General features: G+C 76.0%; 7 protein-coding genes and 1 tRNA gene. 7 read left to right on the forward strand and 1 reads right to left on the reverse strand.

Going from position 1 to position 12,010, the window contains the following annotated elements; translation table 11 throughout:
* Positions 1–21: 21 nt before the first annotated feature.
* Positions 22–93: transfer RNA gene (locus tag AB0881_RS28460), tRNA-OTHER, on the forward strand.
* A gap of 47 nt (positions 94–140) precedes the next feature.
* The gene (locus AB0881_RS28465) at positions 141–1,862 is read left to right on the forward strand and encodes an ankyrin repeat domain-containing protein (protein ID WP_366621683.1); all 1,722 of its coding nucleotides are present in this window, start codon (positions 141–143) and stop codon (positions 1,860–1,862) included.
* Positions 1,863–1,871: 9 nt separating this feature from the next.
* Here the strand turns inward: AB0881_RS28465 and AB0881_RS28470 are convergent, their stop codons facing one another.
* Entirely contained in the window at positions 1,872–2,639 is a 768-nt protein-coding gene (locus tag AB0881_RS28470) for an ATP-binding cassette domain-containing protein (protein WP_366621673.1), read from the reverse strand.
* A gap of 190 nt (positions 2,640–2,829) precedes the next feature.
* Here AB0881_RS28470 and AB0881_RS28475 point away from each other — a divergent pair, with 190 nt between their 5' ends.
* The 5 genes from AB0881_RS28475 to AB0881_RS28495 all read left to right on the forward strand — a co-directional run bounded on the left by AB0881_RS28475 (position 2,830) and on the right by AB0881_RS28495 (position 11,927).
* Entirely contained in the window at positions 2,830–4,191 is a 1,362-nt protein-coding gene (locus tag AB0881_RS28475) for a M20/M25/M40 family metallo-hydrolase (RefSeq protein ID WP_366621674.1), read from the forward strand.
* 126 nt (positions 4,192–4,317) lie between these two features.
* Positions 4,318–8,205: a Pls/PosA family non-ribosomal peptide synthetase gene (locus AB0881_RS28480; RefSeq protein WP_366621676.1), complete on the forward strand. Its 3,888-nt coding sequence runs from the start codon at positions 4,318–4,320 to the stop codon at positions 8,203–8,205.
* An 83-nt stretch (positions 8,206–8,288) separates the two neighbouring features.
* Positions 8,289–9,560 carry a M1 family metallopeptidase gene (locus AB0881_RS28485; protein ID WP_366621678.1) on the forward strand — a complete coding sequence of 424 codons (1,272 nt, stop codon included), beginning with the start codon at positions 8,289–8,291 and terminating at the stop codon, positions 9,558–9,560.
* A gap of 106 nt (positions 9,561–9,666) precedes the next feature.
* Positions 9,667–10,860 (forward strand): acyl-CoA dehydrogenase family protein, encoded by a 1,194-nt coding sequence (locus tag AB0881_RS28490; RefSeq protein WP_366621680.1) that lies wholly within the window; start codon positions 9,667–9,669, stop codon positions 10,858–10,860.
* The gene (locus AB0881_RS28495) at positions 10,857–11,927 is read left to right on the forward strand and encodes an acyl-CoA dehydrogenase family protein (RefSeq protein ID WP_366621681.1); all 1,071 of its coding nucleotides are present in this window, start codon (positions 10,857–10,859) and stop codon (positions 11,925–11,927) included. Before AB0881_RS28490 ends, AB0881_RS28495 begins: the two co-directional genes overlap by 4 nt.
* The last annotated feature ends 83 nt before the right edge of the window (positions 11,928–12,010 follow it).

Raw genomic sequence — 12,010 nt, forward strand, 5'->3', positions numbered from 1 at the left:
ATCGCTAGGATTCCGGGCGGTAGGGCCGTAGCGCAGAGGTCGTCGCGCCTTGCAGCGGGCTGGAGGACGTCGGTTCGAATCCGACCGGTCCTACCCCTCATCTTCCATGCCGCCGGACCGGGGGAGCGTCGTTGCCGCAGGTGAGCGAGGTCGCGCGGCTGCGGCGGATCCGGCGGTACGCGGTGCCCCGGTGGATGATCGAGCGGTCGGCGGAGCGGCGGGCGGCCGGCGACTGGCGCGGCGCCTGCGCAGCCGCGGCGATCGACGTCGAGCTGGACCTGGACGAGATCGCGCGGCGCCGCGACGCCGAGGTCGCCGGCCGGGTCGAGGACGACCTGCGGCACCTGGTCCCGGACCTGGTCCGCTGGCACGCGCCCCGGGTGCAGGGGCGCACCACGCTGGCGCCCGACCATCCCCTGGTGCTGGCCGAGTACGGCATGGAGGCGCTGTACGTCGACACGCCGTCCTGGCTGATCAACGGCCCGCAGCGGATGACGCTGCGCTTCGGCGACCCCCGGCCGCGCGAGGCCCCGTTCATCTGCACGGACTTCCCGCACATCGGCTTCTGGCGCAACCTCGTCCAACCCTGGACGGAGGCACGGCACCTCTGGGACGACCGGCACACCGGCGAGCTGCGCGAGCGCTGCGGCGGCGACGCCGGGCGCGCGCCCTTCTTCCACCCCGACGGCACCCCGCTCACGGCCGCGGAACTGCCCGCCTCCGACCCGGGTCCGGGCGACCCGGCCGGGCACACCGAGTGGGTCACCCTCCTGCACGAGCGCGGCGAGATCGACGCGGCGTTCGCCGCCGCCGGCGTCGAGCTGGTCACGCCGGACCCCGGGACCGGGCGGCCCGGCGGGTACGAGCCGTTCGGCCCGTACGACCAGCTCGCCCGGATGCCGCTGGCGCTGACCCGGCTGGAGCCGGAGATCCGGCGGCTGGGCGGCGGCCGGTTCCAAATCCCGTGGACCGTGGAGAGCGTCATCCTGTTCGACCACGACGGCGAGCGGCTGCGGGTCGAGGTCGTGGCGTCCGACTCCTACTGGGAGTGGCGGGACGAGCACGGGAAGGACGTCCCGGTGCTCGCCGACGCGACCTGGCGGCGGCCGCCCGACCTGGACCTGCTCCGCCACGGCCGCACGCCGCCCGAGGCCCTGCACCCGCTCGTCCGCGACGCGCTGTTCCCCGGGCGCGCGGCGGCGCGGAACGCGCCGGCGGGGCCGCCGGAGCCGGAGGTGCCCCTCACGGTGCGCGTGCGGTGCGGCGGCGAGTGGCACGAGCCGGCGTTCCGGGACGGCGTCTTGGAGATCCCGCACACCGGGCAGGAGAGGGACCGGGAGGCGGCCCTCGTCGCCCTCGGCGGCGAACCGGGCGGCTGCTTCGCCGCCGAGCGGGCGTGGACGACCGGCCGGGGCAGGCTGCCCCGGAAGTGGCGCGAGCTGCGCCGGGACCTGTTCGACCGCTTCCACCACGGCGACACCGATGGCGTCGTGCGGATGCTCGACCTCGGGATCGACCCGCGGGTGCGCGACGAGCACGGGCGCACGCTGCTGCACATGCTGGCGCTGCTGCCCGAGCACGAGCCGCTGCTGCCGCGCCTGCTGGCGGCGGGGCTGGACCTGGAGGCCGAGTCCACGAGCGACTGGAGCAGGGACATGCCGCGCACCCCGCTGCACCGGGCCGTGGAGATGGACGGCCGGGAGGCGCTGGTCCGCGCGCTGGTCGACGCCGGCGCCCGCGTCGACCTGCTCGACGAGGAGGAGACGACGCTGCTCCGCCTCATTGACCGCGCCGGCCGCCGGGACCTCGGCTGGCTCAGGGAGCGGGTGCTCGCCGAGCACCCCGACTACGAGGACTACTGAACCGCCGGCCTACGGGACGTCCTGGGCGCGCCGCGTGTCGGCGCGGACCTGGAACGGCGGCCCGGAGGCGACCGTGCGCCCGGCGCGCAGCACGTGCAGCTCGTCGCAGACGCCCATGACCTGCTCCAGGTCGCGTTCGGCGAGCACGACGGCCAGCCCCTCGGCGGCCAGGTCGCGGATCAGGACCTCCAGCGCGCGCGACTCCCGCAGGGGCAGGTCCGCCGACGGCTCGTCGAGCAGGAGGAGCCGGGGGCGGGTCGCCAGGGCGCGGGCCAGCTCCATGAGCCGGACGCTCCCGGGCGGCAGGCGCTTGGGCAGGTCGTCCGCGTGGCGGGCGATGCCGGTGCGGGCGAGCAGGGCGTCGGCGACGTCGCCGCAGCGGCGCAGCGCCTCCCGGCGGCGCCGGAGCCGGTCGCGCGCGCCGCGTCCCGCGATCGGGCGCGTCAGCGCGTGCGCCTCGGCCGCGAGCCGGACGTTCTCGCGCACGGTCAGCGTCCGGAACGCCTGGGGCCGCTGGAACGTGCGGGCGACGCCGAGGCGGGCGCGGGCGTGCGCGGACCGTCCCGCGAGGTCGGCGCCGTCCAGCAGCAGCGTGCCGGCGGAGGGGCGGCGCAGCCCGGAGATCACGTCCAGCAGCGCGCTCTTGCCGGAGCCGGCGGGCCCGATGAGGCCGGTGACCGTGCCGGGCGGCGCGGCGAGGGTGACACCTGCCAGCGGGGCGCAGGTGATCCCGGACGCCAGGAGCCCCTCGCCGGCGGCCTCCTGGGCGTCGGGCATCGCGGCTCCTCGGGTGTGATCCAGATCACCTGAGCGCCTCACTGTACTGGCGCGGCCCCGCCCGATCAACGCTTTCCCGGCAAGTTGATCACGGTTCGGTTGCGTGCGGTTCCGGCATCTTGTCGCGCTTCTGGGGAATTCATACATTCGCGGCGAAACGGGGCCCGTCCCACATCCCTGAGGAGCTCCTATGACCAAGGTTGAACGCCGCGACGTGCTGGCCGGGGCCGCCGCCCTCGCCGGGTTCGCGGCCGTCGGCCTGCTGCCCGGCACCGCCGCCGCCGCGACCCGGCAGCGGCCAGGCGCCGCGCGGCCGCCCGCGCTGGGCACCGGCGACAAGGCCGTCGTCGCCCGCGTCGACGCCCGCCGCGCGCTGAAGCACCTGAAGGTGCTCAGCGACGAGATCGGCTGGCGCATCGCCGGCACCGAGTCCGAGCACCGCGCCGCCCGCTACATCGCCCGGGAGCTGCGCGACCTCGGCTACAAGGTCGAGCTGCAGCCGTTCCCCGTGGCCGACAAGTACCTGGCCGAGATCCGCGCCAGGGGCGGCGTGCACTGGCAGTGCAGCGCCTCCCCGCAGGCCGCCGTCGCCGCCGTCGAGGGCGAGGCGGTGGACGTGGGCGCGGTCACCGAGGTCACCGCCGACGTCGCGGGCAAGCTCGTGCTGTTCGACCGGATCGCCGGGAAGGAGACCGACCAGGTCAAGGCCGCGGCGGCCAAGGGCGCCAAGGCCGTGCTGATCGCCAACGTGCGGTCCACGACCTACCCCGAGCGCAAGGCCGCGTCCTTCGCCCCGGCGCTGAAGGAGCCCGCGGCGATCCCGGTGCTCGGCCTCGCCGAGTACCACGGCGCCGAGATCCGCGGCGGTGTCCGGCGGCTGTCGTTCAAGGTCACCCACCACTCCGGGCTGACCTCGTACAACGTGCTCGCCGAGCGCCGGGCCACGCTGCCGAACCCGCAGCGCAAGGCCGTCATCATCAGCGCCCACTACGACAGCGTGCCGGGCTCGCCCGGGGCCAACGACGACGGCAGCGGCACCGTGCTCTGCCTGGAGCTGGCGCGCGCGCTGCGGCGCCTGCCGACCCAGCAGGACCTCCGGATCTGCCTGTGGGGCTCGGAGGAGTACGGCCTGATCGGCGCCCGCCACTACGTGAAGGGCCTCAGCGAGGCCGGCGTCGCGCAGATCAGCGGCTGCTTCCAGAACGACATGGTCGCCACCAGCCACCCGCCGGCGGGCACGTACTGGCTGCTGTCGGTGGACGGCGCCGACAACACCACCACCGCCGCCGTCAACGCGGCCGCCGAGCGGCTCGGCTACGTCGACCAGACCGAGGGGCCCACGGCCCGCGGCTCCAGCGACCACGAGGCGTTCTTCGAGCGCGGCATCGCGGCGGGCAACTTCAGCTGGCGCGGCGGCGAGGCGCCCAGCCAGCTGGAGCCGATCTACCACACGCCGGAGGACACCATCAGGAAGAACATCAGCCTCCAGCGCCTCCAGGTGTCGCTGGAGCTGATCGGCTGCGCCGCCTACGACGTGGCCCGCCGCAAGTAGCCCCGGCCGACCGTACGGCTCCCTGACCTGGGACTCTCCCCCGGAGATCCGGCGCATTCCGGCGCATCGAGTAAAGTGTCGCGTTCGCGGCGCGCCGAAAGCGCCCTCTGGACTCCGGGGGAGAGTTTGCGTCCACTCACGGCCGCCGCCGAGCGCGCGGTCTTCCGTACGCCCGAGGGGGCGCCGCCGCCGCGCACCCTGCTCGACGTCCTCGACGCGACCGCGTTCCGACATCCGTACGCGCCCGCCCTCGACGACGGCGCGGCCCGGCTCGACTACGACGGGCTCCGCGCCGAGGCCGGGCGCCTGGCCAAGGAGCTGGAGCAGGCGGGGATCGGGCGCGGCGACCGCGTCGGCGTCCGGGTGCCGTCCGGCACCCTCGACCTGTACGTGGCGATCCTCGGCGTGCTGACCGCCGGCGCCGCCTACGTGCCGGTGGACGCCGACGACCCCGAGGAGCGCGCGGCGCTGGTCTTCGGCGAGGCGGAGGTGTGCGCCGTCATCGGCGCGGACCGCGCGGTCACCCACCACCGGCCGCCGCGCGGGCTGCCGGGACGGCCCGGCCTCGACGACGACGCCTGGATCATCTTCACCTCCGGCTCGACCGGCCGCCCCAAGGGCGTGGCCGTCACCCACCGCGCCGCCGCCGCGTTCGTGGACGCCGAGGCCCGGCTGTTCTCCGCGACCCCCGAGGACCGCGTGCTCGCGGGCCTGTCGGTGGCGTTCGACGCCTCCTGCGAGGAGATGTGGCTGGCCTGGCGCAACGGCGCCTGCCTGGTCCCCGCGCCGCGCGCGCTCGTGCGCACCGGCATGGACCTCGGCCCCTGGCTGGCCGAGCGCGGCATCACGGTCGTGTCGACCGTCCCGACGCTGGCCGCGCTGTGGCCGGTGGAGACGCTCGCCGGGGTCCGGCTGCTCATCTTCGGCGGCGAGGCGTGCCCGCCCGAGCTGGCCGCCCGCCTCGCGGTCCCCGGCCGGCAGGTGTGGAACACCTACGGCCCCACCGAGGCCACCGTCGTCGCCTGCGCCGCCCCGCTCGGCGGCGGCGGCCCGGTCCGCATCGGGCTCCCGCTGGACGGCTGGGACCTGGCCGTCGTCGACGCCGCCGGCGAGCCCGTCGAGTACGGCGCGACCGGCGAGCTGGTCATCGGCGGCGTGGGCCTGGCCCGCTACCTCGACCCGGCCAAGGACGCCGAGAAGTACGCGCCGCTTCCCTCGCTCGGCTGGGACCGCGCGTACCGCAGCGGCGACCTCGTCGTGGCCGACCCGGACGGGCTGCTGTTCGTCGGCCGGGCCGACGAGCAGATCAAGCTCGGCGGGCGGCGGATCGAGCTGGGCGAGGTGGACGCCGCGCTCCAGGCGCTGCCCGGCGTGACCGGCGCCGCCGCGGCCGTCAAGACCACCGCGGCCGGCCACCAGCTGCTGGTCGGCTACGTCGTGGCGGACGAGGGCTTCGACGGTGGCGCCGCCCGCGACCGGCTCGGCGAGGTGCTGCCCGCCGCGCTCGTCCCGCGGCTCGCGGCCGTCGGCACGCTGCCGACCCGCACGTCCGGCAAGGTCGACCGCGACGCGCTCCCGTGGCCGCTCCCGGACACCGGGGCAGGCAGGGACGGCGGGGACGGCGGCGGCGAGCCGATGACCGCGGCCGAGGAGTGGCTGGCCGCGCGCTGGACCGAGATCCTCGGCGCGGAACCGGACGGGCCCGGCGCCGACTTCTTCGCCCTCGGCGGCAGCAGCCTGGGCGCCGCCCGGCTGGTGTCCGCGCTGCGCCCGCGGTTCCCGTCCGCCGCGGTCGGCGACGTGTACGAGTACCCGACGCTGCGCGCGCTCGCCGGCCACCTCGGCGACCCGCAGGCGGAGGACGAGAAGGCGCCCGTGCGCGAGGTCCGGCCGCTGCCCAGGCGGGCCGCGATCGCGCAGACACTGCTGATGGCGCCGCTGCTCACGCTCGGCGCGATGCGGTGGGCCGTCGGCGTCGCCGCGTTCAACAACGTGATCGGGCTCCCGTGGGCGCCGGCGGTCTCGTGGTGGTGGGTGCTGACCGGGGGGCTGCTGTTCGTCACGCCCGCCGGGCGGATGACGCTGTCGGCGGCCGCCGCGCGGCTGCTGCTGCGCGGGCTGCGGCCCGGCACGTACCCGCGCGGCGGCGCCGTCCACCTGCGGCTCTGGACGGCCGAGCAGATCGCGGTACGGCTCGGTGCCGCCGAGCTGTCCGGCGCGCCCTGGTTCACCCTCTACGGCCGGGCGCTGGGCGCCCGGATCGAGCGCGGTGTCGACCTGCACTCCCCGCCGCCCGTCACCGGGATGCTGCGGATCGGCCGGAACGCGGCCGTCGAACCCGAGGTCGACCTGTGCGGGCACTGGCTCGACGGGGACGCGCTGCACGTCGGCGGCGTCCGGATCGGCGCCGGGGCCTCGGTCGGCGCCCGCGCCGTGCTGTTCCCCGGCGCGCGGATCGGCAAGAACGCGCAGGTCGCGCCGGGCGCCGCGGTCACCGGCCGGGTCCCGGCCGGGCAGCGCTGGGCCGGCGCCCCGGCCGTCCGCTGCGGCAAGGCCCGCCGGCACCCGGGGGAGCGGCCGCCGCACCGGCGCCGCTGGTCGGCGGCCTACGGCGCGTCGGCGCTGGTGCTGAGCGCGCTGCCGCTGCTGACCGCCCTGCCCGGACTGGCCGTGCTGGCCGCCTTCCTGGACGGCACCGCGACGCTGGGCGAGGCCCTGCCCGCCGCGCTCCTGGCGGTGCCGCCCGCCACCCTCGCCGCCATGCTGTCGTTCGCCGCCGTCACCCTGGCCTGCGTGCGGCTGCTCGGCCTCGGCCTGGACGAAGGCGACCATCCCGTGCACGGCCGGCAGGCGTGGCAGGCGTGGGCCACCAGCCGGCTGATGGGGATGGCGCGCGTCTGGCTGTTCCCGCTGTACGCCAGCATCCTGACGCCCGCCTGGCTGCGCGCCCTAGGCATGAAGGTCGGCCGCGACGTGGAGCTGTCGACCGTGCTCGCGCTGCCCACGATGACCTCGGTCGCCGACGGGGCGTTCCTGGCCGACGACACGATGGTGGCGCCGTACGAGCTGGGCGGCGGCCGGATGCGGGTCGCCCGCGCCCGCATCGGCAAGCGCGCGTTCCTCGGCAACTCCGGCATGGCCGGGCCCGGCCGCAAGGTCCCCAAGGGCGGGCTGATCGGCGTGCTGTCGGCCGCCCCGAAGAAGGCCAAGGCCGGCGCCTCGTACCTGGGCCTGCCGCCCGTGCGGCTGCACCGCGCCGCCGAGGAGGGCGACCAGTCCCGCACGTTCCGGCCGCCGCCCCGGCTCAAGGCCGCCCGCGCCGCCGTCGAGGCCTGCCGGATCGTGCCCGCGATGGGCACCGTCGCGGTCGGCGTCCTGGCCGCCGCGGCGCTGGAGTGGCTGATCGCCGCGCGCGGTCCCGGCACGGCCGTCCTGCTGGGCGGCGCCGTGCTCGCCGGCGCGGGCGTGCTCGCCGCCGCCGTCACCACCGCCGCCAAGTGGGCGCTGCTCGGCCGGATCGCCGCGGGCGAGCGGCCGCTGTGGAGCTCGTTCGTGTGGCGCAACGAGCTGGCCGACAACTTCGTCGAGGTCCTGGCCGCGCCGTGGTTCGCCGAGCCGTGGCTGGGCACCGCGCCGTTCAACGCGTGGCTGCGCACGCTCGGGGCGCGCATCGGCCGCGGCGTGTGGTGCGCGACGTACTGGCTGCCCGAGACCGACCTGGTGCGGCTCGGCGACGGCGCCACCGTCAACCAGGGCAGCGTCCTGCAGACCCACCTCTTCCACGACCGGATCATGAGCATCGATTCGGTCGTGCTGGAGCCCGGCGCGACGCTAGGCTCCAACGGTGTCGTCCTGCCCGCCGCGACGGTGGGGGCCGGCGCCACGGTCGGCCCCGCCTCCCTGGTGACGCGCGGCGAGCAGCTGCCCGCCGGCACCCGCTGGCTGGGCAACCCGATCGCGGCCTGGCCGCCCCGGCGGGACGGGCACCACGGGAACGAAGGCGACGCGGCCTGAGGGCGCCCAGGACGCTGAGGACACTGAGGACGCTCAGGACACTGAGGACGCCGAGGACACTGAGGGCGAGGACCGGACCGGGCGTGAACTACTTCCCCGAGCGCGGCAGCGACGCGTACCGGGTCTCCTTCTACGACCTGTCGCTGGAGTACCGGGTCGGCCCCAACCGCCTCGCGGGCACGGCCGTGCTGTCCGTCGTCCCGAACGGGCCGCTCGACCGCGTCGAGCTCGATCTGGGACCGTTCCGGATCGGGAAGGTCCTGGTGGACGGCCGCCCGGCGCGGTTCCGGCAGCGCCGCGACAAGCTGCACGTCACGCCCGGCCGGCCCGTCGCGGGGCCCTGCACGGTGGAGGTCCGCTACACCGGCAACCCGCGGCCGCTGGGGAGCCCGTGGGGCGGGCTCGGCTGGGAGCAGCTGACCGACGGGTCGCTGGTCGCCGCGCAGCCGACCGGCGCCGCCTCGTGGTTCCCGTGCAACGACCGCGTCCAGGACAAGGCCCCGTACCGGATCTCCGTCACCACCGCCTCGGCGTACCACGTCGTGGCCAACGGGCGCCTCGCCGGGAGGAGCACCGCGGGCGCCACCACGACCTGGGTGTACGAGCAGGACGAGCCGATGGCGCCGTACCTGGCCAGCGTCCAGATCGGGCGCTACCGGGGGATCGAGATCGGCGGCCCGGTGCCGCAGCGGCTGGTGTTCCCGCCGGCCGCCGAGGACCGGGTCCGGCACGACTTCGGCCGGCAGGGCGAGATGATCGACGTCTTCGTCCGGCTGTTCGGGCCGTACCCGTTCGGGGCGTACACGATCGTCGTGGCCGACGACGAGCTGGAGATCCCGGTCGAGGCGCAGGGCATGTCGGTCTTCGGCACCAACCACGCCGACGGCCGCCGCGGCGAGGAGCGCCTCGTCGCGCACGAGCTGGCGCACCAGTGGTTCGGCAACAGCCTGACGCTGGCGGACTGGCGCGACATCTGGCTGCACGAGGGATTCGCCACCTACGCCGAGTGGCTGTGGTCGGAGTTCTCCGGCGGCGAGCCCGCCGACGAGCACGCGCTGCGCTGGCACGCCCGGCTGGCCCGGCAGGCGCAGGACCTGGTGCTGGCCGATCCCGGCGTCCGCCGCGTCTTCGACGACCGGGTCTACAAGCGCGGCGCGCTGGCCCTGCACGCCCTGCGCCGCGCGACGGGCGACGGGCGGTTCTTCCCGATGCTGCGCGAATGGACCGGCGAGCACCGCCACGGGTCGGTCACGACCGCCGCGTTCGTCCGGCACGCGCAGGAGCGCTCGCCCGTGCCCCTGGACGCGCTGTTCACCGCCTGGCTGCGCCGCGGCGCCCTCCCGCGCCTGCCCTAGCCCGTTCGGGCGCCGCGCACCGTTGACGCGCCGCGCGCGGCGTTCCTAGGCTAGGCACATACCGACCAGTTGGTATGTCGCCATCACCGCAGCGGAGGTTCGCCCTGTGAGCACAGCACCGCCCGACGCCGAAGCCCTGCGCAGGCGGGTCGAGGAGTTCCTCGCCGACCATGATCCGGCCGCCCTGGAGCCGCTGGAGTTCCTGCGGGCCAGGTTCGACGCCGGGCTCGCCTGGGTGCACTACCCCGAGGGGCTCGGCGGACTCGGCGCGGCCCGCGAGCTCCAGCCCGCCGTGGACAGGCTCTTCGCGAAGGCGGGGGCGCCGACCAACCACCCCGAGCGCAACGGCATCGGGCTCGGCATGGCCGCGCCGACCGTCCTGGCGGTGGGCACCGAGGAGCAGCGGAAGCGGTTCCTGCGCCCGCTGTGGACCGGCGAGGAGATCTGGTGCCAGCTGTTCAGCGAGCCGGGCGCCGGATCCGACCTGGCCGCGCTCGCCACCCGCGCGGTCCGCGACGGCGACGGCTGGGTCGTCAACGGCCAGAAGGTCTGGACGTCCATGGCGCACGAGGCGCGCTGGGCGCTGCTGGTCACCCGGACCGACCCGGACGTGCCCAAGCACAAGGGCATGACGTACTTCGTCTGCGACATGCACGCCCCCGGCGTCGAGGTGCGGCCGCTGCGGCAGATCACCGGTGAGGCCGAGTTCAACGAGGTCTTCCTGACCGACGTGCGGATCCCCGACGAGCACCGGCTCGGCGCGGTCGGCGACGGCTGGCGGGTCTCCACCACCACCCTGATGAACGAGCGGGTCGCCATCGGCGGCGCCGCCGCCCCGCGCGAGGGCGGCATGATCGGCGTGGTCGCGAAGCTGTGGCGGGACCGCCCCGAGGTCCGCACCGCCGGGCTGCACGACGCGCTGCTGCGCCGGTGGGTGGAGGCCGAGGCCGCGCGCCTCACCGGCGCCCGGCTGCGGCAGTCCCTCGCCGCCGGCGCGCCCGGCCCGGAGGGCTCGGCCGCCAAGCTGACCTTCGCCGAGCTCAACCAGAAGATCTCCGGCCTGGAGCTGGAGATCCTCGGCGCGGACGGCCTGTACTACGACGACTGGACGATGCGCCGGCCGAGCGCGGTGGACTTCACCCGCCGCTCGCCCGGCTACCGCTACCTGCGCGCCAAGGGCAACTCGATCGAGGGCGGCACCTCCGAGATCCTGCGCAACATCATCGCCGAGCGGGTGCTGGGCCTGCCCGGCGAGATCCGGGTCGACAAGGACGTGGCGTGGAAGGACCTGCCCAAGTGAGTGACCTTCTGTACAGCGAGATCGAGAACGACCTGCGCGCCGGCGTCCGGGGGCTGCTGGACGACAAGGCCCCGTGGACCGGCGTGCTGGCCGGTACCGAGAAGGACGACCCGTACGACGCGGCCCTCTGGCGCGCGCTCGTCCAGATGGGCGTGACCGCGCTGCCCGTCCCCGAGGACCTGGGCGGCGGGGGCGCGTCGTGGCGGGAGACGGCCGTGGTGATGGAGGAGCTGGGCCGGGCCGTCGCGCCGGTGCCGTTCCTCGGCGCGGCCGTGCTCGGCACCGCGGCGCTGCTGGCGGCCGGTGACCGCGGGCTGCTGGCCGAGGCCGCGGCGGGGGACAGGACCGTGGTGCTGGCCGTGCCGCTGGGCACCGCGCCGGACGCCCCGCTCCCCGCCGTGCGGGCCGAGGACGGCGCGCTCACCGGCGAGATCGCGGGCGTGGCCGACGGCCTGGCCGCCGACGTCCTGCTGGTCCCGGCCGCGGACGGGCTGTACGCGGTGGACGCCGGCGACGCCGGCCGTACCGGGGCGACCTCGCTGGACATGACCCGGCGGCTGTGCGACATCGCGCTGTCCGGTGCCCCGGCCCGCAGGATCGCCGAGGGGGACGCCGCCGTGCGGGAGGCGCTGTCCACCGGCGCGGCGCTGCTGGCCTCCGAGCAGCTCGGACTCGCCGAGCGCTGCCTGGACACCGCGCTGGAGTACGTGAAGAACCGGTACCAGTTCGGCCGGCCGGTGGGGTCGTACCAGGCGCTCAAGCACCGCGCCGCCGACCTGTGGACCTCGATCGCGCAGGCCCGCGCGGTGGCCCGGTACGCCGCCGCCTGCACCGCCGGCGGCGACGCCGACGCGCCGGTGGCGGTGGCCGTCGCCAAGTCGCACTGCTCGGAGATCGTGGTGAAGGCCGCCGAGGACTGCGTCCAGATGCACGGCGGCATCGGCTTCACCTGGGAGCACCCGGCGCACCTGTACCTGAAGCGGGCCAAGGCCAGCGCCCTGTCGCTCGGCACCCCCGACCGGCACCGCGCCGCCCTGGCCGGACTGGTCGACCTGCCCCCGGCCTGACCCCCCGCGCCCAGGGCGGCGGTTCGGCCGCCCGATCGGCGAGTTCCAGGCGATCAAGCACCATCTCGCGGGCGCGCTGGTGG

This window comes from Spirillospora sp. NPDC029432 (assembly GCF_040703975.1).
Taxonomy (GTDB): Bacteria; Actinomycetota; Actinomycetes; order Streptosporangiales; family Streptosporangiaceae; genus Spirillospora.